Annotated in this window: 24 protein-coding genes and 1 riboswitch; of the genes, 5 read left to right on the plus strand and 19 right to left on the minus strand. The window is 47.5% G+C overall.

The genetic code is table 11. The features are described from left to right. Window positions 1–66 precede the first annotated feature (66 nt). The 3 genes from ACSNJE_RS08905 to ACSNJE_RS08915 all read right to left on the minus strand — a co-directional run bounded on the left by ACSNJE_RS08905 (window position 67) and on the right by ACSNJE_RS08915 (window position 5961). Window positions 67–1209 carry a peptidase S7 gene (locus ACSNJE_RS08905; protein ID WP_495252516.1) on the minus strand — a complete coding sequence of 381 codons (1143 nt, stop codon included), beginning with the start codon at window positions 1207–1209 and terminating at the stop codon, window positions 67–69. Window positions 1210–1291: 82 nt separating this feature from the next. Beyond that, on the minus strand, window positions 1292–4861 hold the full coding sequence (smc, locus tag ACSNJE_RS08910; RefSeq protein WP_495252517.1) for a chromosome segregation protein SMC: 3570 nt from the start codon (window positions 4859–4861) through the stop codon (window positions 1292–1294). An 83-nt stretch (window positions 4862–4944) separates the two neighbouring features. Continuing rightward, window positions 4945–5961: a GGDEF domain-containing protein gene (locus ACSNJE_RS08915; protein ID WP_495252518.1), complete on the minus strand. Its 1017-nt coding sequence runs from the start codon at window positions 5959–5961 to the stop codon at window positions 4945–4947. Window positions 5962–6111: 150 nt separating this feature from the next. Continuing rightward, window positions 6112–6293, plus strand: a riboswitch (cobalamin riboswitch). 118 nt (window positions 6294–6411) lie between these two features. Between ACSNJE_RS08915 and cobT the strand changes: the two genes are divergently transcribed. Further along, on the plus strand, window positions 6412–7461 hold the full coding sequence (cobT, locus tag ACSNJE_RS08920) for a nicotinate-nucleotide--dimethylbenzimidazole phosphoribosyltransferase (protein ID WP_495252519.1): 1050 nt from the start codon (window positions 6412–6414) through the stop codon (window positions 7459–7461). A 291-nt stretch (window positions 7462–7752) separates the two neighbouring features. Here cobT and ACSNJE_RS08925 read toward each other — a convergent pair whose 3' ends face one another. Beyond that, on the minus strand, window positions 7753–7914 hold the full coding sequence (locus ACSNJE_RS08925) for a hypothetical protein (protein ID WP_495252520.1): 162 nt from the start codon (window positions 7912–7914) through the stop codon (window positions 7753–7755). 164 nt (window positions 7915–8078) lie between these two features. Between ACSNJE_RS08925 and ACSNJE_RS08930 the strand changes: the two genes are divergently transcribed. After that, entirely contained in the window at window positions 8079–8510 is a 432-nt protein-coding gene (locus ACSNJE_RS08930) for a hypothetical protein (protein ID WP_495252521.1), read from the plus strand. A 254-nt stretch (window positions 8511–8764) separates the two neighbouring features. Here the strand turns inward: ACSNJE_RS08930 and ACSNJE_RS08935 are convergent, their stop codons facing one another. The 15 genes from ACSNJE_RS08935 to pta all read right to left on the minus strand — a co-directional run bounded on the left by ACSNJE_RS08935 (window position 8765) and on the right by pta (window position 21072). Further along, on the minus strand, window positions 8765–9487 hold the full coding sequence (locus tag ACSNJE_RS08935; RefSeq protein ID WP_083436848.1) for a demethylmenaquinone methyltransferase: 723 nt from the start codon (window positions 9485–9487) through the stop codon (window positions 8765–8767). 27 nt (window positions 9488–9514) lie between these two features. Then, window positions 9515–10603 (minus strand): elongator complex protein 3, encoded by a 1089-nt coding sequence (locus tag ACSNJE_RS08940; RefSeq protein WP_013120918.1) that lies wholly within the window; start codon window positions 10601–10603, stop codon window positions 9515–9517. After that, a complete protein-coding gene (gene rnc, locus ACSNJE_RS08945; RefSeq protein WP_052217848.1) occupies window positions 10600–11337 on the minus strand; it encodes a ribonuclease III in 738 nt (245 codons plus the stop codon). Before rnc ends, ACSNJE_RS08940 begins: the two co-directional genes overlap by 4 nt. A gap of 11 nt (window positions 11338–11348) precedes the next feature. After that, window positions 11349–12590, minus strand: coding sequence for a beta-ketoacyl-ACP synthase II (fabF, locus tag ACSNJE_RS08950; RefSeq protein WP_052217846.1), 1242 nt, complete (start codon window positions 12588–12590; stop codon window positions 11349–11351). 5 nt (window positions 12591–12595) lie between these two features. Then, on the minus strand, window positions 12596–13552 hold the full coding sequence (locus tag ACSNJE_RS08955; RefSeq protein WP_052217845.1) for an NAD(P)H-dependent flavin oxidoreductase: 957 nt from the start codon (window positions 13550–13552) through the stop codon (window positions 12596–12598). Window positions 13553–13641: 89 nt separating this feature from the next. Beyond that, window positions 13642–13872, minus strand: a complete 231-nt coding sequence (acpP, locus tag ACSNJE_RS08960) for an acyl carrier protein (protein WP_013120922.1) — start codon at window positions 13870–13872, stop codon at window positions 13642–13644. 42 nt (window positions 13873–13914) lie between these two features. Beyond that, a complete protein-coding gene (gene fabG / locus ACSNJE_RS08965) occupies window positions 13915–14658 on the minus strand; it encodes a 3-oxoacyl-[acyl-carrier-protein] reductase (protein ID WP_495252522.1) in 744 nt (247 codons plus the stop codon). A 1-nt stretch (window position 14659) separates the two neighbouring features. Beyond that, entirely contained in the window at window positions 14660–15601 is a 942-nt protein-coding gene (gene fabD, locus ACSNJE_RS08970) for an ACP S-malonyltransferase (RefSeq protein WP_052217841.1), read from the minus strand. Continuing rightward, window positions 15601–16545, minus strand: coding sequence for an enoyl-[acyl-carrier-protein] reductase FabK (gene fabK / locus ACSNJE_RS08975; protein ID WP_052217839.1), 945 nt, complete (start codon window positions 16543–16545; stop codon window positions 15601–15603). The genes fabD and fabK overlap by 1 nt, the downstream gene beginning before the upstream one ends. Before the next feature lie 26 nt (window positions 16546–16571). Next, window positions 16572–17528, minus strand: a complete 957-nt coding sequence (locus ACSNJE_RS08980; protein ID WP_495252523.1) for a beta-ketoacyl-ACP synthase III — start codon at window positions 17526–17528, stop codon at window positions 16572–16574. Beyond that, a complete protein-coding gene (plsX, locus tag ACSNJE_RS08985) occupies window positions 17515–18534 on the minus strand; it encodes a phosphate acyltransferase PlsX (protein WP_495252524.1) in 1020 nt (339 codons plus the stop codon). The genes ACSNJE_RS08980 and plsX overlap by 14 nt, the downstream gene beginning before the upstream one ends. After that, on the minus strand, window positions 18531–19109 hold the full coding sequence (gene fapR, locus ACSNJE_RS08990; protein ID WP_013120928.1) for a transcription factor FapR: 579 nt from the start codon (window positions 19107–19109) through the stop codon (window positions 18531–18533). Before fapR ends, plsX begins: the two co-directional genes overlap by 4 nt. Window positions 19110–19273: 164 nt before the next feature. Next, window positions 19274–19456, minus strand: coding sequence for a 50S ribosomal protein L32 (rpmF, locus tag ACSNJE_RS08995; protein ID WP_013120929.1), 183 nt, complete (start codon window positions 19454–19456; stop codon window positions 19274–19276). A 24-nt stretch (window positions 19457–19480) separates the two neighbouring features. Then, window positions 19481–19993, minus strand: coding sequence for a YceD family protein (locus tag ACSNJE_RS09000; RefSeq protein ID WP_013120930.1), 513 nt, complete (start codon window positions 19991–19993; stop codon window positions 19481–19483). Window positions 19994–20037: 44 nt separating this feature from the next. Then, entirely contained in the window at window positions 20038–21072 is a 1035-nt protein-coding gene (pta, locus tag ACSNJE_RS09005; protein ID WP_495252525.1) for a phosphate acetyltransferase, read from the minus strand. Between the two features lie 149 nt (window positions 21073–21221). Between pta and ACSNJE_RS09010 the strand changes: the two genes are divergently transcribed. The 3 genes from ACSNJE_RS09010 to ylbJ all read left to right on the plus strand — a co-directional run bounded on the left by ACSNJE_RS09010 (window position 21222) and on the right by ylbJ (window position 24291). After that, on the plus strand, window positions 21222–21482 hold the full coding sequence (locus ACSNJE_RS09010) for a hypothetical protein (RefSeq protein ID WP_495252526.1): 261 nt from the start codon (window positions 21222–21224) through the stop codon (window positions 21480–21482). Between the two features lie 208 nt (window positions 21483–21690). Continuing rightward, the gene (locus ACSNJE_RS09015; protein WP_474774322.1) at window positions 21691–22938 is read left to right on the plus strand and encodes a nucleotidyltransferase; all 1248 of its coding nucleotides are present in this window, start codon (window positions 21691–21693) and stop codon (window positions 22936–22938) included. Between the two features lie 60 nt (window positions 22939–22998). Continuing rightward, window positions 22999–24291: a sporulation integral membrane protein YlbJ gene (ylbJ, locus tag ACSNJE_RS09020; protein ID WP_495252527.1), complete on the plus strand. Its 1293-nt coding sequence runs from the start codon at window positions 22999–23001 to the stop codon at window positions 24289–24291. The last annotated feature ends 215 nt before the right edge of the window (window positions 24292–24506 follow it).

The following is a 24506-nucleotide window of genomic DNA, read 5'->3' on the forward strand; positions in this document are numbered from 1 at the left end:
ATGAAAACCTCCCAAAAACCAAATTTAGGTTAAGGTAATTACCTTAACCTAAACATTTTAACATATCTAGCCCCTTATCTCAATTGGTTTGCACAAATTGGTATATTCCTGGGCCACACCGAATTTACGATTCCGGATGTCCGCCTCTTCCTGCGGAGTCCGCGCCGCAAAGAAACACTGGCCCAACTCTTCATCTTCATCTGCCAGTTCAAAAACTCGGTTGGTCACTTCAATAACCGTGGCCCCCAGAATTTTCCCGTCATTATCGTGACCAACAGCGATTATGGGCCTACCCCAGAAGCCCGGACCGGCATTTGCATCCCCTATATGCATGACACCGGTTCCACCGGGATGGGTATGCACGATTACTGCATTTTCCGGCACTTCGTGGGCATAAATCTGCCGTAAAGACTTACCGGTTATATCCACACAACTGGAAGCCAAAATGCGAGACGGAACATACCCTATACCTCCTACAACGATATCTCCTTTCGGTTCCACATGCCCCTTTTCGTTTACAACGGCAATAGTAGCCACTTCACGTCCCTGGCCTACGGCCATGGACCTGGATACCAACTTTTCCGCCAGACTTTTATCCATGGATTTTACTTCCGGCCTCGGCAACCGCCAGTCGTTCTGAAGGATTTCTTCCTTTTTTATTTCCGGCTGTTCGGATATGTCCAAAACTTCGAGCGGCCCAGATATTTCAAGATACTTGAGACTCATGACGGCTGAATTCCTGAGTATTTCTTTTTCCTCTTCCATAGTCTTAGCTGCCAGGATATGAATATCTATTTCTTCCGATTCCGTAGCCATATCAAAATATTCAGGCTTGGGATATATAATACCGACACCGGCTAAAGCCTTGCGTTTGACGCCAACAGCAATCATCGGTCGGTCATAGACATCTACTCCACCCACATCAGTAATAATTCCTGTCTTGCCTGGGCGAGTCATCAAAATAACAGCATTCTCAGGCATTTGCACCAATCCCTCAATCAGCGACTTCCCCGACATGTCGGTTATGGTATCCAATTGCCTACGAATAGGTAAACCGGACAAGCCCCCGTCAATCAAGGGAGTTATCCGGTCTATAATGCCATCGGCGTTAATCAGGCCGATGCAACCAACGTTTCTGCCTTGGCTGATTTCTACTGTTCTTTTAAAAAGCCTCTCCACAATATATCTTGCCACACCTTTAACCTGCATTCTTTAACCCCCTAAGTAAAATATAAGCGTTCCGCTACCGGAACACTTATATTGTTTCCTTACCTAAAACAGGGTATGCAGGCTAACTTACCTTGCTTATGGCGTCGGCCAGTTTCATGGAGACCATTTTGGAAACGCCCGTATCGTCAATAGTGACTCCATATAAAACATCGGCTGCTTCCATAGTTCCTTTCCTGTGGGTCACAACAATAAACTGAGTTTGCTTGGAAAACTTGCGCAGGAAGGCGGCATAACGGTCAACATTAGCTTCATCAAGGGAAGCTTCTATTTCGTCCAGGACACAAAAAGGACTCGGTTTGACCATGAGTACGGCAAATAAAAGTGAAATAGCGGTTAAGGCCCGTTCACCGCCGGATAATAATGACAAATGCTGCGGTTTTTTGCCGGGCGGTTGAGCAATTATCTCCACTCCTGTTTCCAGGATATTTTCTTTGTCGGTCATCTGAAGTTCGGCATGTCCGCCGCCAAAAAGCTCGGTAAAAACTCGCCGGAAATTTTCGTTGATTTCTTCGTAAGCTTTGCAGAAACGTTTGCTCATTATCTGGTCCATTTCTGAAATAACTTTATACAAAGAAACTCTGGCTTCCTCAAGATCGGCATACTGGGCTTTCAGAAAATTATATCTCTCGCTAACTTTCTCAAATTCTTCGATGGCAGCAAGGTTAACTGCTCCCAAGTCCGCAATGAGAGACTTCAGTTCCTTAATCCGGGCCTGAGCTTCCCGTTTGCTGCTGATTTCCGTTTTTTGCAGCAAAGCTTCCTCATAAGTTAACCCGAATTCTTCCAGGAGTTTACTTTGCTCATTTTCCATTTCCGCCTCCAGCCTGGTCTTCTTAACTTCCAGGCTGTGAATCTGATTTTGTAAACTGGCAAATTGCCTGTTCGCATTTTTGGCGGAGGTCTCTTTAAGTTCAATCTGGCCGGCCAAATGGTCCCTGTGGTTTTTTAATGCGCTAACGCGCTCTTCCATGCCCATTTTTTCTTCGACTAAAGTAGTAATCAGTTTTTCTAGTTTGCTGTTTTCAACTGCAATATTGCCTTCTTGCCGACCAATAAAATCGATTTCTTCCGATTTCACCCTGATTTGCCCGGCCAATTCATCAATCTCCTGGCGCACCCTGTCAAGAGTTTGCCGACAACTTATTTCTTCCTGCCTCAACCTGGCCAGTTCAATTTTTTTAGCGGTAACTTTACCGGTGACCTCGTTTCTGTGGACTTCCAGCGAAGCAAAGTCCTGCTGGCTCTCGGCCACCCTTTTGTTCAATTCATCATGCCGGATTTTCAACTGTTGGATTTTTCCGGTAATTTCTCCGTTCTGGGTTAAAACCTCCTTCAGCCGTTCGTCTAACTGGGCTACTTCCATTTCATAAACCTCCAAACTCTGCTCCAGTTTAGACTTTTGAATCTTGACCTGTTCCATTTCAGCCTTTAAGCCGGCGATTCTCAGTTGGCCCACCTGTTGGCTTTCCTTAATGCTTTCCAATTCTCCGGTCAGCTTTTCCTTCTCTTTCTGCAAAGCAGCTTCCTTATCCTGTACCGCTTTAACCTGTACCTGCAGGACAGCAATAGCAACCGCCAGTTCTTCGATTTCCCGCTTTCGTCCCAGGAGGTTGCTGCGGCTCTTGTTGTAGCTGCCGCCTGTTAAGGACCCCCCCGGGTTAACCACGTCTCCGTCCAAAGTAACCACTTTAAAGCCAAACTCATTATCTTTAGCTATTTGCAAAGCTGTATCAATGTCTTCGGCTACTATGATATTTCCCAAAAGGCTTTTCACTGCCGGTTCATATTCCCGATCAAAGGTAACCAACTCGGCAGCTATCCCAACACATCCTTTAGCCTTCAAAATCTTGTCCGAGCTGCGCAGTTCTTTGGCCTTGACCGTATTAAGCGGTAAAAAAGTAGCCCGCCCGGCATTGCATTTCTTTAAAAAGTCAATGGCGGCTTTAGCATCCTTGTCGGTTCTGGTCACAATAAACTGCAAAGCGCCGCCCAATGCTACCTCTACCGCAATTTCATATTTCTTCGGGACGTTTAAGAGTTCAGCCACTACGCCGCAGATACCGGCCAACTTCTTTTGTTTACCGGCTTTTAAAATTTCCCGGACGCCTTTGTGATAGCCCTCATAATCCTGCTCCATCTCTTCCAGGGCTTTTAATTTAGAAGCCAGTTTTTGTTTTTCTTCCGTTAAATTATTGAATTCGCGAGTAACATCCTGAATTTTAACCCTATTTTCATTGATTTTGGCAGCAATATCTTTTATTTTTGTTTCGGCAGAAGAGAGTTCATCTTCCGTTTCCCGGATGCTAATATTTAAACTTTCCAAAGTTGCCAATATCTGTTGCCGGTCTGCGGAGACATCCTTTATCAGGGTTACGAGCTGTTCCCTGCGTTTTTGCAGGGATTTTTCCTCTGCCTCCAAGGCATGGAGCCGGTTGTTCAAAGCAGCAGTTTCATTTAGAGTATCGATTATTTCTCCCTTGGCCTGCTCTATATCGTCGATTTTACTCCGGTTATCGGCTTCCAGTTCCCTCAACTGGGCCTCCAGTTCGGCCAGTTCGGTCTCCATAGTCCTAATGTTGTGGACCAGTTTCTCGTAGCCTTCCATTTCTCCTCTGGATTGCTCCCGAATGGCCGCCTGTTTGCCCGATAATTCATTAATTTCTGCCTGCAACCGCTCCTGTCGCTCTTTAAGGTTTTTGTTCCGTTCTCCGTTTATCCTGATATCAGCTTCCAGCTTTTCTATGGCACTGCTTTTCTCAAAAATATCCTGCTGCAAATTATTAATATTTTCGTTGGTCAGGTGTAGGTCGTGTTTAAGTTCTTCGATTTCGGAGTCTGTTTTACGCACCTCTGTCTCCAGGGCAATAATATCCTGACGCAGCTTTGCTTCCTCACCCGTCAGGGTCTCTAAACGATCTTTCTGGTCGGTTAACTGATGAACGGCAAGATTTATTTCCAGCTTGTCCAGTTCTTCTTTATAGCCAATGTATGTTTTTGCCCTGGTGGCTTGCTCCTCCAGCGGGCCTACCTGGTTTTCCAACTCTGCTATGATGTCATTAATCCGGACCATGTTTTGCTCGGTATCTTCCAGTTTGCGGACAGCCTGGAGCTTACGGTTCTTATATTTTACTATGCCGGCAGCCTCTTCAATAATCAAACGCCGGTCTTCTGATTTGGAACTTAATATCTCGTCTATTTTTCCTTGCCCGATAATGGAATAACCTTCCTTGCCAATACCGGTATCCATAAACAGTTCATGAATATCTTTCAGCCGGCAGGGTGTCTTGTTAATAAAAAATTCGCTCTCCCCGGATCTGAACACACGGCGAGTAACAGTAACTTCGCTGTATTCAACCGGGAATATCCCTGTAGAATTGTCTAAAGTCAGGGTAACCTCAGCCATACCGACAGGTTTTCTTTTATCGCTGCCGGAAAAAATGACGTCTTCCATCTTGGCTCCCCGTAGGATTTTTGCGCTCTGTTCGCCCAAAACCCAGCGAATGGCATCAGATATGTTACTTTTACCACTGCCATTTGGGCCGACAACGGCAGTAATTCCAGGGTTAAAATACAGTTCAGTCTTATCAGCCAGCGACTTAAACCCTTGGATTTCCAAACGTTTTAAATACAACTGGGTTTCTCCTCCTTAAGTCGGCTTCAATAAACCATATTAATTTTACCATACCAACCTGAAAAAGAAAACGGGCGCTGTATTTAACAAAAATCTGCCTCAACCCTGTTCCTGCCCATCTGCTTGGCCCTGTACAAGCATTCATCAGCCTTTGCCAGTAACTCATCAATACTTTGTACACCGCTGTGGAAACATGCCACGCCACAACTGACCGTAACATTTATTTTATAAACCTCTCCATCGTTGCCTATGATTTCAAAGCAAGTCTTCTGAACAGCATCTCTGATCAGCTCCGCAAATTCAACAGCCAGGTCACGGGTGACAGATGGGAGGACAACTACAAATTCCTCTCCCCCGTACCGGGCAGCTACGTCAATCTCCCGTATTTTTGCTTTTATTATAGCGGCGATTTTCTCAAGGACGCTGTCTCCGGCCAAGTGACCGTACCGGTCGTTAATTTCTTTAAAATTATCCAAATCAATCATTATGACACTAAGGCTATCCCCGGCATCCCTGGCCCTGATGAACTCCTCCTCTACAGTAGCCTGTAGAAATTTCCGGTTATAAGTCCTGGTCAGGAAATCAATGCTCGCAGAATGATGCTGTTTTTTTTCAGAAAAAGCCAGGTATGAACTGGTAAGGCCTATGAGCCACAGGTAGATCAGCCTTATCTCCAAAACATTCCATTCATAGCCCTGGGGATATGTGAGAATTACCGCTATCAGATAAGAAATACTGGCTAAAATCAGGCAGTATAGAGCCGGTCTGAACCCGAATAGCATGCCGGCCTGTAACACCAGTAAATAATAAACGTTAAAATTCTCGCTGCCTACTCCGCCTCTGGCAGTTACCATTATACTGATGATTATAGCATCCAGCAGGTGTACAACTACCCACAGACGCATAGAAAGCTTCCAGCGAAAATATGTGGCAGCAGTCAAAAAAACATTGACTGCAATAAATGTAATTAATGCATAAAAATCCAGGCCCTGCGGCCAAAGCCGACTGATGTGGTAAAGTATAGGAGAAAATAAAACCAGTACCCACCTCATTATGATTACAAAAATATGATTATCCCTATAATAATTCCACTGCCTCATTTTTCACCACCCGCTCCAAAATAGATTTCTACATTTTTTACCAATTACCTTTATGAATTGCGGTTTTTCAAAGTAACATTTTTCAAATTTTTCAAGTAAATTATTAAACCCAAAAGGAATTGGCCAATTTTTCGCGAATAGAAATATAAAAACTAATAAATTGTTTCTGGTGCCCGATATGGGAGAATAGGGAATTAGGTTAAAATCCTAAGCGGTCCCGCCACTGTAATTGGGGAATGGCCTTACAATTGTGCCACTCGGTTTTTCCGGGGAAGGCGTAAGGCCCGTGATGATCCATAAGCCAGGAGACCTGCCAGAAACTGTCGGTATTTTGCCCGCGGAGGCAAAAATGCAGCTTGGATGATGGTAAAGTCCAGAGCCTAGATGGTTCTGGATTTTTGTTTTTAAAATATTGAATTAATTTTTCAAATTTACAAGGAGGTATGTTTTATGGAACTCTACCAATCCACCCTGGAGCAAATCACAGATCTGAACAGGGAAACCATGCAGGCGGCCTGGGATCGCATTGATTCCCTGGCTACACCGACAAGGGCCCTAGGCCAGCTAAATAATATAGCTGCTCAGTTGGCAGGTATCATGGGCACTCCTACTCCTAAAATCCACAAGAAATGCGTCATCATAATGGGTGGCGACCATGGGATAGTGGATGAAGGGGTCAGCGCTTACCCGCAGGAAATCACCGTCGCTATGATGATGGTATTCACCAAGGGCGGAGCGGGTATCAACTGCCTGTCCAATCATGTCGGTTCCGATGTAATTGTAGTGGATATTGGGGTTAAAGGGGACACCTCTGTATTCCCCGGCGTTATCCAGAGAAAAATCAGGCCGGGAACAGCCAACATGGCTATTGGTCCGGCCATGACCAGAGAGGAAGCCATTGCAGCCATTGAGGTAGGAATTGAAATGGCCAATCAGCAGATTGACGCCGGTTATGACCTGCTGGCTACGGGAGATATGGGTATAGGTAATACAACCCCCAGCAGCGCCTTGCTGGCTGCTTTCACAGGTTTGTCTCCGGCAGAGGTAGCGGGCCGTGGAACGGGTGTCGATGATGAAGGATTGAAAAAGAAAATAAATGCCATTGCCAAAGCTTTAGAGGTAAATAAGCCCAATCCCAATGACCCCGTTGATGTGCTGTCCAAAGTAGGGGGCCTGGAAATAGCGGGCTTGACCGGTGTAATACTTGGCGCGGCAGCAAAAAAACGGCCGGTAATAATTGACGGCTTTATTTCCTCTGCCGCAGCGCTGGTAGCTGCAAAAATTTGTCCCCTTTCTGTCAAGTATATGATAGGTTCTCATTGTTCCGCCGAACAGGCCCATCATATTATGCTGGAAACTATCGGCCTAATGCCCGTCCTGAATTTGGAAATGCGCCTGGGCGAAGGAACAGGGGCTGCTCTTACCATGCCTATAGTTGAAGCGGCCACCAAAATTCTCACCGATATGTTTACTTTTCAAGACTTAGGTGTTCCGTGCTAATTTAGTCGCCGGTGACGAGCCACTTTAGCAGTGCAGCAACTGTTGCTCCGCAATTGTAAGGACCGCTGTAATAACACGAGCCGCTGTAACGGTGAAACCGGTCTATTGGAAGGGTGGGTGAAGCAGCATGTTGGAAGGGTGGGTGGGGTGTCCCGGCCACCACGGAGCTTTGTGCTGGAGAATACCGGCAGGGTAGGAGGGTATCTCCGCTACCCGGGAGCTTTGTGCTGCAAACCCTTGCCAGGAAGTCCGCTAACCGCTATGGAGGTAAAAACAACCGTTGCTCCGAGGTTACGGGCGGAGACAGTGTAAACTTCGTTCGGTTGAAATCGCTGAACCGGCCAAATCGTCATCCGTGACTCGTGGCCGGGTTTCCGGCGTCCGTGCCGGAAACAGCGATTTCAAGCCCTCGCTGTCGTTAACACTGTCTATCCGCCCTCCACCAAGTCGCAACTTATTGTTTTACCTCCATAGCGGTATCTTCTGTTTTCCTTAAAACGATGGTTGTTTCACCGGCACAGCGGCTTCCCTCAACTTCAAAGCAACTCTATGTCATATTTTCTAATATTTTGGGGAATCTTACCTTTTAAACAGATTGTTGGAAAGGAAGGTTCCCCATGTCTTTGTTAATGAATGCTCTTAAGCAGCACCACCTGACGGAGATGTATCTCTCCCTGCCTGTTGAACATAAAAAGGCCTGGCAGCAGTACTTCCCGAAAATATGCAACTGCAGCGATTGCAGCAGCGGAACAAACAAACCGTTTCCAATAAAATCCACGGCACGGTTTCTCTGGGTAACGGCCGCTAACGCCATTCCCCACCGTAACTACGACTTTGCGGAAATTCTTCTTAAAAAGGCGCTGGAATACGCCGATAATGGCGACGATATATTATGGATTCATGCCAATTTCGTCCAGCTTTATTACGACCAGATTGACAGCAAACCGGAAGCGCCTGAAAAATGTCTTCACCATTGCGAGGAACTAACTAAGATGGGCTATCTCAACAGGTGGGTTGACCGGATTCTTAATGAAATCAGTGAGGTTTAAAAGAGAAAACAACAACACGTTTCCTCTGATTAAGCAAACGTGTTGCTGTTTTCTCTTTCGATTTGGAGAGTACCTATTGCATTTGGAAAGCGTTAAAAATAAAATAATTCTTGAAGGGAGGTCGCAACAATGTGCAAGCATTTATATATCGACAAAGACACAGGCGTCGAATACTGCGAACTGCTGGATAAACCATGCGATGAAACTACTTTGGCTATATGCCCTTTGACCTTTGAACAATAATTATCATTATGCTAAGGCTTTCTGCCTTCCACTACCGCTACCACACCGCCACAAAAGTTGTGGTATTTTGTTTCTACTAACCCTGCTTCCCTAAACATTTGGACCAGGACTTTCTGGTTGGGGAAGACCTTTGCCGAGGCATGGAGATAACTGTAAGCTCCTTTGTTTCCGGCCCATAATTTGCCCATTGCAGGAATAACCTTCTCAAAGCAAAACCAGTATAACTGTTTAAATACCGGCGCTGTAGGCTGAGCCATATCCAGGGAAACTACTTTGGCGCCGGGTTTTACCACCCGCACCATTTCCCTGAGGGCAGTCATGATATCAGGCACGTTCCTCAGCCCCCAGCCCACTGTCGCACAATCAAAGGTATTTTCTGCAAAGGGCAGGGCCATGGCATTACCCTGGATCAAACTGATGTTATCCTTCAGGTCAAAGTTTTTTAAATTTTCTTTTGCCACCGCCAGCATCTTTTCCGAAAAATCCAACCCCGTTACCCTACCGTCGAGACCTGCTGCGCGAGCCAATTCCATAGTCAGCATCCCCGTCCCGCAGCAAACATCCAGTCCGTAACCCCCAGGCTGCAGTTCAGCCCTTTTTACAGCAAACTTCCGCCATTTTTTGTCCAGACCCCCAGTCATCAACGTGTTCATCAGGTCGTAACGCCGGGCAATGGAATTAAACATATCACGAACAAACTTTTCCTTGTTCTCTTTGCTCGGTAGCTTTGTCAAATAAGTTCCCCCTCTGCTTTCCACAGCCTATAAAATAAGGTCCTTTCGCCGCAGGACAACATCTTTTTCTTCTTCGTCGAGCCGCGTTAACTTTATTGTCCCCGGAACCAGTTCCGGGTCAGGTATAATCTTAACCGTTTTCAGGCCGTAGTGTTCCTGCAGGGCCTTAATATTCGTCGATTTGTGGCCGCGGGCCTTCGATTCATCCCTGGGGGAAACGGCAAATTCCACTTCTTTTATTCCGCCCGGTACCGCTCCGGCCCTATTCAGCAATTCCCGTAGTTGCTCATAAATCAAGGCCCCATAAACCAGTTCCCCGATGGCGGGATGATAAGGTCCGGCTATTATTTCACCGCCGGGAGAAATTTCTTCTGTGTTTTGTAACCCTATACGGATCACTTCTATGCCGGCCCTTTCAAAGCGGTTTAGCATTTTTTTGGCCGTATCCACCACTTCATTAACCTGCCAGGGGGAATATTTTCCCTGGCGGAACAGTCTCTCCAATTCCGTTCCCTTTAAGACGAGGACAGGATAAATCCGGACGAAATCCGGGCTGAGGTCGATAACCTCGTTGCAAGTCTTCAGGGCTTTTTCCTGGCTGTCGCCGGGCAAACCAATCATAATCTGGACACCCAGGAAGAAACCCCATGACTTTACTAATTTTGCCGCCTTAACCACGTGCTCAGTTGCATGGCCCCTCCGGGCAAAGGCTAATACATCTTTATCCATAGACTGGACACCCAGTTCAATAGTGTCTACACCGTAAGCCATTAATATGCTCAAAGTATCTTCATCAATTTTGTCAGGCCGGGTGGAAATTCGGATACCCTGTATTTTACCTGTCCGGTAATAATCCCATGCTGCCCGCAGAAATTTTCTCTGCTCGTCAACTGGAATAGCCGTAAAGCTTCCGCCGTAAAAGGCTACTTCGACTTTACGGTTTTCAACATCGGGCAAAGTTGCCAGGTAGTCCCCGATTTTTTTGGCTACTTCTTCCGCCGTAGGAATGTTTACCTGCCCGGTAATTTTCTTTTGGTTACAAAAGACACATTGATTGGGACAACCTAAGTCCGGTATAAAAATTGGAATGATAAAATGTCTGGTTTCCAATATCATTCACCCTTGGGAAGCACGTTGTAGCCGTTTTTTATCTTTTCCAGGGCGTCATGGGCGGCAGCCTGTTCAGCTTCTTTCTTGGTCCTCCCTTTTCCTACACCCCAGATCTTGCCATGGCAATAAACTCCGGCGGTAAAAACTTTATTATGGTCAGGCCCTTCTTCTCCTATGATGGCATAAGTCAGGGTGTTGTCAGCTTTTTGCTGTACCAACTCCTGCAACTCCGTCTTGTAATCTCCCGTTTGGCCGCCTTTTGCTACTACCTTGGAAATCTGTTCACTTAAAGTGTTAATGATAAAAAGTTTTGTTGTTTCCAGACCCTGATCCAGGTACACAGCGCCAAAAATAGCTTCCATGGCATCGGCCAATATGGAAGGCCTGTTCCTGCCGCCACTTCTCTCCTCACCCTTACCCATCAGAATGTACTGCCCTAAATTCATTGCCCGGGCCACTGAGGCCAAGGACGATTCGCAGACAATCCCTGCCCGCATTTTGGTGAGAACTCCTTCCGGGTAAGTGGGGAAGCGGTCGTAGAGATATTCACTTACTACCAGCTCCAGGACAGCATCCCCCAGAAATTCCAGCCGCTGATTGTGTTCTATGGGTTCACGTTTATTCTCGTGCGCATAAGAACTATGTGTTAACGCTGTAACCAGCAGTTCAGGTGAAGTCCAGTCTATTCCCATAACCCCGATAAGTTCGTCAATTTTGGGCCCCAGTATTCCCAACTTCATTGTCGGTCACATTACTCCTCAAATTTATTAAACAGGATTGTCCCATTATGGCCGCCAAAACCAAAGGAGTTGGATAAAGCAACGCGAACTTCCATCTCCTTGGCCTTATTTGGAACATAATCCAGGTCACATTCAGGGTCAGGGTTTTCCAGGTTTATGGTCGGCGGAACCTGGCCCTTTTGTATGGCCAGGATGCAGATAGCAGCTTCAATACCCCCTGCGGCGCCCAGTAAGTGTCCGGTCATGGACTTCGTAGACGAAACCGCTAACTTATAAGCATGCTCGCCAAATACCTTTTTGATGGCTTTCGTCTCCCCAATATCCCCCAGCGGAGTCGAAGTGCCATGGGCATTGATATACTGCACATCCTCGGGTTCAACACCGGCCTCGCGCATCGCCAACTCCATAGCTCTGGCAGCGCCAATACCGTCGGGGTCAGGTGCGGTAATATGGTAAGCGTCACAGGTTACTCCGTAACCGGATAGCTCAGCATAAATCTTCGCTCCTCTTTTCTGAGCATGTTCAAGAGACTCCAGAATCAAAACCCCGGCCCCTTCACCCATGACGAAACCATCTCTTTCCTTATCGAAAGGACGGCTGGCCTTTTCCGGTTCTTCGTTCCGGGTGGACATTGCCTTCATCGAACAGAAACCGGCCATAGCCAGCGGGATAATCGGCGCTTCCGCTCCACCGGTTATAACTACATCACATTCACCGTTCTTGATCAGGCGCATAGCCTCGCCGATAGCATTTGAGGCAGAGGCACATGCCGTGACCGTCGTGGTGTTAGGCCCTCTGAAACCGTAATTGATAGCTATATAAGCCCCACAGATATTGGCAATCATCATGGGCACGAAGAAAGGACTAATCCGCCCCGGACCTTTTGCCATCAGTATCCTGGCCTGCTCTTCAACGGTTTCAATGCCTCCCACGCCGCTCCCCAGTAAAACGCCGACCCGGTCTTTATCAAGTTTTTCAGGATCAAGGCCTGCATCTTCAATAGCCATTTTAGCCGCTGCCATGCCGTAATGGGTATACCTGTCCATGCGTCGTACTTCTTTTTTATCAAGGAAGTCCAGAGGGTCAAAGTCCTTTACTTCTCCGGCAATCTGGGTAGCCAAATCCGAAGCGTCAAAGCGGGTAATTCTGTTAATACCGCTCTTGCCCTCCAAAAGAGACTGCCAGAACTTATCCACGCCTGTCCCCACGGGAGAGACCACTCCTAAACCGGTAACAACTACTTTTTTCACCAAATAACCTACACCTCACTTCCGGCCATTTTAAATTCGTTCAGCAAATTCCTGATAATTTCTTTAACAGGTAATATGTCTTTAATTTCATGCACTTTTTCACCGGAAAAAACCAACCCATTTTCCATATCGCCCTGCTGTGCCTTTACCAATGCCTTAAGAATACAAAATCTTTTGGAACATTTTTTCAGACAGCCATCGCAGCTTTGAGGCGTAAGGGTCTCCCCATTAAACAACCTTTCGGTAAATTTATTCAACAGCCCTCTGCCGGGCAAACCAACCGGGCTTTCCAACACCACCACATCTTCGGGGCGGGCTTTTACATAAAGCTGTTTAAAAGCGTCAGCCACATTGGACTCTAAACTGGCCACAAACCTGGTACCCATTTGCACGGCATCGGCGCCCAGGTTAATGATTTCCCTAATATTGAAGCCGTTAATAATACCGCCGGCTGCAATGACCGGAATTTTAACAGCTTCCTTGATTTCAGGAATCAGCTTTTTGATGGATTCGGTGGTTCCCAGGTGTCCACCGGCCTCCTTGCCTTCTACAACAACGGCGGCAGCACCCATCTTTTCGGAAATCTTGGCCAGTTTAACGGAAGAAACAATTGGTACAATCGGGACATTAGCTTCCTTTCCCCAGGAAAACATGTCCCTGGAGAATCCGGCTCCGGAAACAATCAGATCGATACCCTCCGCTATAGCAGTTTTGACAAGCTGGGCAAATTCCCTAGCCGCAAACATGACGTTAATGCCTACTATACCTTTGGTCATTTCTTTAGCTTTTCTTATCTCATTGCGCAGCTCTTCAATTCCCATGCCGGTGGCTGCAATGAGTCCGATACCCCCCTCTTCAGCTACAGCACCTGCCAAAGGGGCAGTCGAAACCCTAACAGCCATGCCCCCCTGAATGATGGGCAGCTTTGGCATTAAATTGCCAATTCTCAACTCTGGTAAGTTCATAAAATCCTCCCGGTTTAAATATATAGCATTATTCTCAAAGAGTCCCGCAGTAACCCACGGGACTCTTTTAATCATCCAATGATATCATTTTACTGGTTATCTTCAATGTACTTAACTGCATCGGCGACAGTTCTGATCTTCTCGGCGTCTTCATCAGGAATTTCCATATCGAATTCCTCTTCCAACGCCATGACCAGCTCAACAATATCCAAAGAATCCGCACCCAAATCATCTATAAAAGTGGATTCCGGCTTCACTTCATCCTCTTCAACACCTAGTTGCTCTACGATAATGCTTTTAACTTTTTCGAAGGTTGTCATGGTTTCACCCCCTTCCAGACAAAACTGAAATAATATAAATTATTAGTGCATTACCATCCCGCCATCAACAGCGATGGTCTGCCCAGTAATATAACTGGCATTGTCAGAGGCCAGAAAAACAACCAGATTGGCTACATCTTCCGGTTGTCCCAGCCTGCCCAGCGGAATCTGCTTCTGCAGTTCCCCTTTTATTTCGTCGGAAAGGACATCCGTCATTTGCGTAACAATAAATCCGGGCGCAATGGCATTAGCCCTTACCCCTCTTGACGCCAACTCGCGGGCCACTGACTTGGTAAAACCAATGATCCCGGCCTTGGAAGCCGCATAGTTGGCCTGGCCTGCATTACCCATTAAACCGACAACGGAAGAGATGTTGATGATGACCCCACTGCGCTGCTTCATCATGGAGCGGCTAACTGCCTTTGTACAGTTAAAAACACCCTTTAGGTTCACTGCCAATACGGCATCCCAATCTTCTTCCTTCATCCGCATTAACAGTGTGTCTCGGGTGATACCTGCATTATTCACCAAAATATCAATACGCCCTAAATTGTCTATCACCCCGGCCACTGCCTCATCAACTTTATCGGCCTGAGCTACGTTAACTTCGTAGCCTTCGGCATCAAAACCGGCAGCCTTTAATTCCGTAACACAATTCTGCAGTTCTACGGCATTTACGTCAAAAATGACAACACGCGCTCCCTGTCGGGCCAGGGCTTCACATATGGCCTTGCCAATCCCACGGGACCCGCCCGTTACTATGGCAATTTTATCCCTTAGAACCATTCTATATAACCTCCTCCAATTTAGCAAGGGTATTTTCCAACGAAGTTAAATCTTCTATGTTATAAACGGTTACTTCGCGGTTAATTTTCCGGATCAGGCCTGTTAGAACTTTACCCGGACCGATTTCCACAAAAGTGTCCACGCCATGGGCTATCATATTTTGCACCATATCCTCCCATAGTACTGAGTGGCTTACCTGCCTGGTCAGGAATTCGCGAATTTCCTCCACGTCACTGACAAAATCAGCCGTCACATTGCAAATAAAAGGATATTTAGGCGCATTAATTACCGTTTCCTTAAGTATTTGCGCAAGGTTTTCCTCAGCCGGTTTCATCAGGCTGGAATGAAACGGCCCGCTGACATTCAGGGTGACTATTCTTTTGGCCCCAAGTGCACGGCACAGTTCAGCGGCCTTTTCCAGGCCACCCGCTGTGCCTGAGATAACTATCTGCCCCGGGCAATTGTAATTAGCTATTTCTACCTTGCCGGCAGCGGACGCCTCGCGGCAGGCCTTTTCCACCGCACTGCGCTCCAGGCCCAGAACAGCGGCCATGCCACCCTCTCCCTTGGACGCCGCCTCTTCCATCAAGCGGCCCCTTTTTTCGACCAATTGCACAGCCTCTTCAAAATAAAGGCATTCGGCAGCTACCAGAGCCGAATATTCGCCCAGGCTGTGTCCGGCTACCACCTGCACAGGGATTTTGTTGCGCTTACTAAATTCACGAAAAAGAACTGTGCTGGTCGTCAGCATAGCCGGTTGAGTTACAGGAGTTTTGCGCAGTTCTTCCTCCGGGCCGTGAAAACAAACTGATGACAGGCTGTAACCCAGTAATTGGTCGGCCTTTTCAAATAACGCCCTTGCTTCAGAGGAATTATCATATAAATCTTTACCCATGCCCACATACTGGGAGCCCTGTCCCGGGAATACAACAGCCAGTTTCATTATCTGACAGCCTCCAGACTTTTTAAGGTTTGCTCGGCGCCGGCAATAATCTCCTCAATAATAGCACGCGCCGGTTTGATTTCCTTCACCATACCGGCAATCTGGCCTGCCATCACCGAGCCCATCTCAATATCACCGTCGATCATGGCCTTTTTCAGACTGCCGGCGCCCAATGCTTCCAATTCTTCCACAGATACCCGCCGCTCCTCCATATCTTCAAATTCCTTGGTCAGCTTGTTTTTCAGGCAACGCACGGGATGGCCCGTAATTCTTCCGGTAATAACAGTATCTCTGTCTTTCGCCTTCAGGATAAACTCTTTGACGTTTGGGTGAATAGTACATTCTTCGGCGCACATAAAACGGGTACCAACCTGGATTCCCTTGGCTCCCAAAGCCAGGGCAGCGACCAAACCCCTGCCGTCGGCGATTCCACCCGCAGCAATTACCGGTATATCAACGGCATCAACGATTTGCGGCACCATGGCCATGGTCGTCAATTCTCCGATATGGCCGCCCGATTCCATGCCTTCGGCAACAACCGCATCAGCCCCGGCCTTCTCCATTCTTTTGGCCAGAGCCACCGATGGAATTACAGGTATAACCCGGGTTCCGTTTTCTTTTAATGCCGGTATGTATTTCCCCGGCGAACCGGCGCCGGTGGTTATGACGGGAACTTTCTCCTGCAAAACCACCTGCATTACTTCTTCCACATGGGGAGACATCAACATCACATTTACCCCAAAGGGCTTATTGGTCCGTTCCCTGGCTTTCCTTATTTCATCTCTTACCCATTCAGCAGGGGCATGTCCGGCTCCTATAATACCCAGTCCGCCCGCTTCAGACACGGCAGCAGCCAGCTCAGCCGTGGATACCCAGGCCATCCCGCCCTGCAATATGGGATATTCAATTTCTAAAAGATCGCACAGTTCTGTCTTCAAAGGCATTCTCCTCCCTACATTAATTTTGGGGATTATATACTCCACCTGATGACAGCAGCAGCCCAGGTCAAACCTGCGCCAAAACCTACCAATGCTAAATTATCCCCCGATTTAATTAATCCTCTTTCCCGGGCTTCGTATAAGGCTACAGGTATAGAAGCAGCAGAGGTATTACCATATCTGTCTACGTTTACATATACCTTGTCCATGGGCATAGCCAGCCTTTTCGCTGCTGCCTCGATAATACGCAAATTAGCCTGGTGCGGAATAAAAAAATCTATATCGGCAGGCGTTAAACCCGCTCTTTCTATAACCTCCAGAGCAGCATCGCCCATTATTTTGACGGCAAATTTGAACACTTCCCGGCCGTTCATTTTCAGGTAGCCGTCGGGCCCCATCATTAACAACCCACCACCGCTGCCGTCAGATCCTAACTGAAAAGAAAGGAGACCATAACCTTTTTGCGTAGGTCTTAATACAGCAGCTCCCGCACCGTCACCAAACAACACGCAGGTATTGCGGTCCTGCCAGTTAACTATTTTAGACAAAACCTCCGCCCCTATAACCAAAACCGTTTCATACTGGCCTGATGCTATATACTGGGCTCCGGTAACCAAACCATATACAAAACCGGAACAGCCGGCAGCCAGGTCAAAACTGGCAGCCTTGACAGCGCCCAGCCTTTTCTGAACCAGGCAAGCCGTGGACGGAAAAGAATAGTCGGGAGTAACGGTGGCCACAATTATCAGGTCAACTTCCTCAGCCCCAACCCCGGCATCAGCAAGGGCGTTTTTCGCTGCTTCCACCGCCAGGTCCGAAGTGTTTTGCCCTTTTTCTGCCATTCTGCGCTCTACTATCCCGGTCCTGGACCGGATCCACTCATCGCTGGTGTCCACAAGTTTCTCCAGGTCATAGTTAGTCATGACCCGGTTGGGAATACTGGCCCCGATGCCGGCAATACCGACCGGAACCGGATTAAATCCTGGCATGTTCATCATCTCCCAAAATGGTTTCGTGGATGCTGTCCCGAATACAGTCCACTACTTTTTTTTCGACGCATTCCTTGGCCACCCTTACGGCATTGGCAATTGCTTTCGCGTCAGAACTACCGTGGCTGATGATGCTTATCCCGTTAACCCCCAAAAGCGGCGCCCCGCCATATTCAGCATAATCTATCCGCTTTTTAAGGCCTTTGGCCTGGGTAAAGACAAGGGCAGCGCCCACTTTAACAAAAATATTTTTTTTCAGTTCCTGCTTGATCATCCACATGAGATCGCGAGCCAATCCTTCGCCGAATTTCAGCACCACATTGCCAACAAAACCGTCGCAAACTATGACGTCAGCCCGGCCTCTGGTGATATCGCGGCCCTCGATATTACCGATAAAGTTGAGCTTACTTTCCTTCAGTAATCGGTGAGCTTCCACATACAATTCCTTACCCTTGGATTCCTCTTCACCTATGTTCAGAAGGCCTACCCGCGGTTGGGCAATCCCCATGATTTTCTTCGCGTAAATATGCCCCATAATAGCAAATTGCACCAGGTTAACAGGTTTACATTCTGCATTGGCCCCCACATCCAAAAGGAGACAGTAACCGGTGAGGGTGGGTATTATGCTGGCAATGGCCGGCCTGTCTATGCCTTTTATCCTGCCCAAACCAAGCAGTGAAGCCCCCATGGCCGCGCCGGTGCTACCCGCAGACACCACTGCATCGGCCTGTTCTTCTTTGATTAACCTGTTGCACACAACAATGGAGGAATCTCTTTTCTTTCTAACAGCAACGGCCGGCGCTTCATCCATGCGGATTACCTCGGAAGCATGTACAACAGAAATTAGGTTTTTATCATATGCATATTGGGCCAGTTCCTTGGTGATAGCCGCGTGGTCACCGACCAAAACAACTTCAAGTTTATGCAGCTTTACTGCTTCAACGGCTCCCTTGACAATTTCCACGGGCGCATAGTCTCCGCCCATAGCATCCACTGCTATTTTCACTGCATCGTCGCCTCCTTATCAGAAAGGGCAAATATTATAAAAGTACCTTCAAAAACTATTTCCTGTCCGGATTTCGATTCGACCCCGACTATATATTTGTTACCTTTGCGGCCTTTCACCGTAGCCTTAGCAACTATCCGCTCGCCCAACTTCACCTGTCGTTTAAAGAAAATCCTGGCTGTCCCGGTCAGCGCCACTTCAGCGTTTATACAGGCCACGGCCAGAGAATTTGCCTGGGCAAATATAAAGTGGCCCCTGGCAATCCCCGTTTTCTGAAAGATCATATCTTCGTTTATGTTCATAACAGAGATTCCTGACCGGTTAAGTTCCAGGTCAATTAAATCGCCGATTACCTCGCTACCGCTCAAAGACCTCAATTCGGCATAACTCTTCTCAGCCATCTGCTTAACCCGTTCACGAACTTCCGGAATGTTCAATTCCAACCTGTCCAACCGAATAGTCTGGATACTTACGGAAAACATTCTGGCCAGCTCTTCATCGGTAAGAAAAGGGTTGTTTTCCAACGCTGTTTTTAATTTTTCCAGTCTCCTAGCTTTAGCAGATGTGCTCGCCATATTAATACCACCTAGTTTTAGCACCTATCCTTAGCACCTGGTACTAATTATAATATATAGTATACTCCAAAATTATGCAAGTTAAAAGAATATTGGTTTTTGTCAAAAATAAAAAAACAAAAAAACAGATGCCTCAAGACATCTGTTCACCTACATAAGACGCGTTACTTACTCTCAGCAGCAACAACCTCTTTATCTTTGTAATATCCGCATTCCGGACAAACTCTATGTGGTAACTTTGGTTCATGGCACTGTGGACAGGAAATAAAACCTGGCGCTGTAAGCTTTTGGGTAGCCCTTCTTTTCCTTACACGGGACTTGGATTGTCTGTGCTGTTGTACACCCATTTATTTTACACCCCCTTTAAAGCCCTACGATTTAAAATAGTTTTTCAACACCTCGAAACGAGGGTCAATATCGTCATCTTCACAATTACATGCAGTCTTATTCAGGTTTATCCCACACTTTTTGCACAGCCCCTTGCACTCCTCGGAACAAACCTGCTTCATGGGCAGCTCCAAAAGAATACTCTCCACTATCATATCTGTCAGATCCAGCTTTTCCCCGCTGATAATTTCCGTTTCCTCTTCTGACCCTTCGGCAGATGCATCTTCCGGGGTCAACCGGAATGCCCGCTCAAAGGAAGTTGCCAGTTCATGAGGATATTGCTCCAAACAGCGGGAACAAGTTAGTCTTAACCTGGCTGAGATATTGCCCAGAACAATTAATTTCCCGCCGGTATTTTCGATTTTACCCGTTATCTCAACAGGTTCGGAAAACTCTATCCGGTCTTTCCCATTGGTAATAGGTTCCATTTGCTCCCGCAGTTGAAATGTTTCTCTCAGTTCGGGAGTCCTTTTAACCTTACTAATATCGATAACCATACAGTACACCTCATTAGTCAAACAAATTAAATTATAACTATAGTCTATTTTTTTGTCAAGGAAAATAATAACTCGGGCACGGCGGTCTTATTCCCCTGAGCCTGTACAGCCGTAATAGCAACTACGTTGACAATGTCTTCCTCGCTGCAGCCTCTGGACAGGTCATTAACAGGTTTTGCCATCCCCTGCAGGACAGGGCCGATAGCCTCGGCATTGGCCAATCTCTGCCCCAATTTGTAGCCTATATTTCCAGACTGCAAGTCGGGAAATATCAGCACATTCACCCTACCGGCCACTTGACTGCCCGGTGCTTTGTAACGTCCCACCGAAGGAACCAGGGCCGCATCAGCCTGCAGTTCCCCATCAATCACCAGGGAAGGGTACCTTTGCCTGGCTATCTCCGTAGCCTGTCTGACCTTAAAAACTTTTTCATGCCGGGCGCTCCCTTTGGTAGAAAAGGACAGCATCCCTACCCGCGGCTCCATGCCAAGTAAAGATTTGGCAGTTACAGCCGACGTATAGGCGATTTCGGCAAGTTGTTCCGCTGTTGGGTCAGGGTTAACGGCACAGTCAGCAAACAGCATAACTCCATCGTCACCAAAATCCTTGTTCGGAACAATCATAATAAAAGCGCCGGAGACAACGGAAATGCCAGGAGCGGTTTTGATTATCTGCAGGGCAGGCCTCAAAACATCTGCTGTAGGTGACAAAGACCCGGCCACCATCCCGTCGCAATCCCCCGCTTTCACCATCAGAGCTCCATAATAAAGAGGGTTTTTTACCAAACCGCCCGCTTCCTCGTAAGTTAGACCTTTGTGCTTACGCAGGTTATAAAGAAGGTCCCTGTATGGGTTAAACTTCTTTGTCTGAGAAACAATTTCAATGCCATCAAGGGAGATGTTATGCTCTCGTTCTATGCGTGTAAAATAACCTTTTTCCCCGAGCAGCACTACATGAGCAATACCCAGCCGTTCTATTTCACCGGCTGCTTTTAAAACCCTTAAGTCCGAACTTTCAGGCAACACTATTCTTGTTTTAAACCTTCTTGCTTTTTCTTTTATTTGCGCCAGTACGTCCAATTGTCTTACTCCTTAATGATAAAGGTTCATCGTATATAAAGTGTTCCACACTCGCGCCCAGAATATTGCTTAATTTTTACCGGGTAAGTAGTAATAACAGGCCGCTGTGACGGTGGAACAACCTTTGCCTTGTGGATGCCGCTACGCCCGTGAAACAACCGTTGCTCCGGGGCTACGGGCAGAGCCGCTGTAAACTCCGTTCGGTTGAAATTATTGAGTCGCAACTTGTTGTTTCACCGGGCAGCGGCCTCTTTCTCACCCTTACCCAAGGCAGGGTAGGCAGGGTTCTCCGCCTACCGTTTGGGAGCGACTGCGCCCGCAAAACCGCTGCCGGACAGGCAGGAGGTTCCCGCATATTCGAAGATGGCGAAGGCCGCCGGGAAGTCCGGCGCTCAACGCAGGTTGAGTGACCGGACGGGAGGCGGCCTGACTTATTATAAATGCAATAGGAGCCGTCGAGTTCGGGAACGCTGCCTGCCCGGCAAGGGTTTGCAGCACAAAGCTCCCAGGTAGCGGAGGCACCCTCCTGCCCTGCCGTTACTCTGGGCAAAATTTGAGGTTTATAGTATAATTGGTTTAAATCTTGACCGCATCAACCTGTAGGGAGGGTATTGCGCCATGCGGGTAGTAGGCCTCGTTACCGAATATAACCCTTTTCATAACGGCCACCTGTTCCATCTGACGAAGGCAAAAGAATTGGCCGAAGCTGAATACGCCATTGCTGTTATGAGCGGACATTTCCTACAGCGGGGTGAACCGGCGCTGCTGGACAAATGGACCCGCGCCAGGATGGCTATAGCGGCAGGAGTCGACCTGGTACTGGAACTCCCGTATGTTTTTTCCAGCCGCAGCGCCAATGCCTTTGCTTGCGGAGCTGTAAGCATATTGCATGGTACGGGTATAGTCACCCATTTATGTTTTGGTAGTGAAGCAGGTAATATTGAACCGCTGGCCCAAATTGCCCGGCTTTACCTGCAGGAACCACCGGAGCTTAGCGCGTTGATTAAAAAGCAGTTGAAATCAGGATTGATCTTACCCCTGGCCCAGACAAAAGCCCTGGCCGAATATTTGCACAGAAATAATATGGTAGATCTGAAGCCGGAAATATTAAATAATCCCAACAATATTTTGGGCATCGAATACCTGCGCTGTTTAATGGCTCTAAACAGTCCCATCAAACCTTTAACAGTGCAAAGGATTGCTGCCGGGTATCACGACAGAAAATTCCGGGGCAGTTTTGCCAGCGCCACCAGCATTAGGGAGTTTTTGTTCACAAATCGGGATATTGACAGTTTAAAAGACGTAATGCCGTCAACATCGCTGAAGATTCTAAAGGAAGAATTAAGCAAGGGGTATGGTCCCGTTAGCTGGGAAAACTTTTTTCCAATTCTGTTATATTGCTTAAGAACAGCGGATCCTGCCTGGTTAACCAATATTCTCGATATAACTGAGGGGCTGGAAAACAGAGTTTTAAGTTTGTTGGGGGAAGCAGCCTCTTTCCGGTCACTGGTAGAAAAAATCAAAACAAAAAGGTATACCTGGACAAGGATTCAGAGGGTGTTAAACTATATCCTGATGGAATATACCAAAGAGGATGCAGCATATTTTGACGAAAAAGGTCCCCAGTATATTAGGGTCCTTGCTGTTTCCGAAAAAGGCAGGTTGCTGCTGGCAAAAATGCGAAAAAAAGCGGCCCTGCCCCTCATTACCAGAGTAGCTCCTGCTTACAAAAAGGGCACGGCCTTGATGAAACGCATGTTGGATTACGACATCAAATCTTCAGACATATATACCCTTGGTTACGGAAATGCTGCAAAATTTGTAAAGGGCAGGGATTTTGTAACGGGTCCAATAGTGGTAAAATAAAGGAATACTCCCGCGGGCGCCTTTATATAATGGTATTAGTTTAAGCGCCGAGGTGCTGCCATGATTGTTACCGCTTCTCTGGCTACCTGTATCACCCTGTTTTTCGCCAAATCTTTTACCAAATCGGAAATAAAAGCTCGCCAGTTCTCACGCTACTTTTGGACGGCCTGCGTTATCTTTTTTATCGCCAGCATGGTAACTTACCCCAAGGAGGTTTACGAAGCCTCCGTACGCGGGCTAAAGGCCTGGTGGGATATAGTTTTCCCTGCCCTGCTGCCCTTTTTCATCGGCGCCGAACTTTTGATGGGGTTTGGCCTTGTCAGGTTCATGGGAGTTCTTTTAGAGCCTGTTATGCGCCCTCTTTTTAATGTACCCGGCTCAGGTTCCCTGGTAACGGCTATCGGGTATACTTCCGGTTTCCCTATCAGTTCTTTTGTTACGGCTAAATTACGTAAAGAAGGGTTATGTACCAGGGGCGAAGCGGAGCGCCTCATGTCCTTCACCAACAACGCATCTCCCCTCTTCATGCTGGTAGCTGTATCCGTGGGTATGTTTAATAACCCCTCTTTGGGCATCCTATTAGCTACTACCCACTACCTGGCCAACCTTACCGTTGGTCTGGGGTTGCGCGCCTATTCCCGGAAAGAGCGGGAAACAACACCCTTCTATCCTTCTTCTGAACATCTTTTGAAAAGAGCCTTCCGGGAACTAAAAAAAGCCCAGGCCGAAGACACTCGCCCTTTCGGCAAACTCCTGGGAGACGCCATCGCCACCTCTGCAGACAAACTGCTCGTCATCGGGGGTTTCGTCATCATTTTTTCCATTCTTATCAGTGTCTTAAAAGAAATCGGCTTTATGGGGTTATTGATTTCTGCTCTGAACTTTTTGTTTTCGCCCTTCGGCATCCACCCGGCCGCTTCCGCAGCCCTGGCGCAAGGGTTATTTGAAATTACCCTTGGCTGTAAAGCAGCCAGTGAATCGGCGGCACCCTTCATTCAGCAGATTACCGTAACCAGCGCCATCCTGGCCTGGAGCGGCCTGTCGGTACATGCCCAGGTAGCGAGCATGGTCAGCGATACCGACATAAGAATGCTGCCCTTTCTCATAGCCCGGTTTTTCCATGCCCTTATTGCCGCCGCTTATACTTACATTATCGTCTCCACTAACCTTTTTCCCATACATCAGGTTCAGCCTTCTTTCAAGCCATTGGACGCTGCCCTCCCTGTTTCCTGGCTGGGAGTATTCTATTCATCTTTAAAGTGGGGAACATTCGCCCTGCTGTCTTTAATTGTCGTAGGCATCGCCTTCTCCATCCTTCGCTCGGTAAGGCTCTATCGGTTCAAGTACAGGTGAGGCAACCATTGCTCCGTAGCCATAGCTGCCGCTGGATGGTGCAATAACCGTTGTACCGTAGCCATAGCTGCCCGCAGCTTCGGCGCAACGGTTGTTGCACCGTTTGCCTCCGACCGGCGAATAGCAAATGTTCCACAAGAACAAATTCGCCTATCGGCGATTCTTTCTTGAACTATACAAACGATTCACTATTATAGGGTTGGCTAATGCCAACT

It is taken from the genome of Thermincola sp. GK-1 (genome assembly GCF_059412445.1).

Bases quoted from the DNA above. Each gene is read 5' to 3' on its own strand.
- fapR (WP_013120928.1), bottom strand. From the start codon at position 19,109: ATGGCGAGCACATCTGCTAAAGCTAGGAGACTGGAAAAATTAAAAACA.
- ACSNJE_RS08905 (WP_495252516.1), bottom strand. From the start codon at position 1,209: ATGCAGGTTAAAGGTGTGGCAAGATATATTGTGGAGAGGCTTTTTAAA.
- ACSNJE_RS08980 (WP_495252523.1), bottom strand. From the start codon at position 17,528: ATGCCAGGATTTAATCCGGTTCCGGTCGGTATTGCCGGCATCGGGGCC.
- cobT (WP_495252519.1), top strand. From the start codon at position 6,412: ATGGAACTCTACCAATCCACCCTGGAGCAAATCACAGATCTGAACAGG.
- fabG (WP_495252522.1), bottom strand. From the start codon at position 14,658: ATGGTTCTAAGGGATAAAATTGCCATAGTAACGGGCGGGTCCCGTGGG.
- ACSNJE_RS08940 (WP_013120918.1), bottom strand. From the start codon at position 10,603: ATGATATTGGAAACCAGACATTTTATCATTCCAATTTTTATACCGGAC.
- ylbJ (WP_495252527.1), top strand. From the start codon at position 22,999: ATGATTGTTACCGCTTCTCTGGCTACCTGTATCACCCTGTTTTTCGCC.
- rnc (WP_052217848.1), bottom strand. From the start codon at position 11,337: ATGAAGTTGGGAATACTGGGGCCCAAAATTGACGAACTTATCGGGGTT.
- ACSNJE_RS09015 (WP_474774322.1), top strand. From the start codon at position 21,691: ATGCGGGTAGTAGGCCTCGTTACCGAATATAACCCTTTTCATAACGGC.
- fabD (WP_052217841.1), bottom strand. From the start codon at position 15,601: ATGAAACTGGCTGTTGTATTCCCGGGACAGGGCTCCCAGTATGTGGGC.
- rpmF (WP_013120929.1), bottom strand. From the start codon at position 19,456: ATGGGTGTACAACAGCACAGACAATCCAAGTCCCGTGTAAGGAAAAGA.
- acpP (WP_013120922.1), bottom strand. From the start codon at position 13,872: ATGACAACCTTCGAAAAAGTTAAAAGCATTATCGTAGAGCAACTAGGT.
- fabK (WP_052217839.1), bottom strand. From the start codon at position 16,545: ATGCCTTTGAAGACAGAACTGTGCGATCTTTTAGAAATTGAATATCCC.
- ACSNJE_RS08915 (WP_495252518.1), bottom strand. From the start codon at position 5,961: ATGAGGCAGTGGAATTATTATAGGGATAATCATATTTTTGTAATCATA.
- ACSNJE_RS08930 (WP_495252521.1), top strand. From the start codon at position 8,079: ATGTCTTTGTTAATGAATGCTCTTAAGCAGCACCACCTGACGGAGATG.
- ACSNJE_RS09000 (WP_013120930.1), bottom strand. From the start codon at position 19,993: ATGGTTATCGATATTAGTAAGGTTAAAAGGACTCCCGAACTGAGAGAA.
- ACSNJE_RS08955 (WP_052217845.1), bottom strand. From the start codon at position 13,552: ATGAACTTACCAGAGTTGAGAATTGGCAATTTAATGCCAAAGCTGCCC.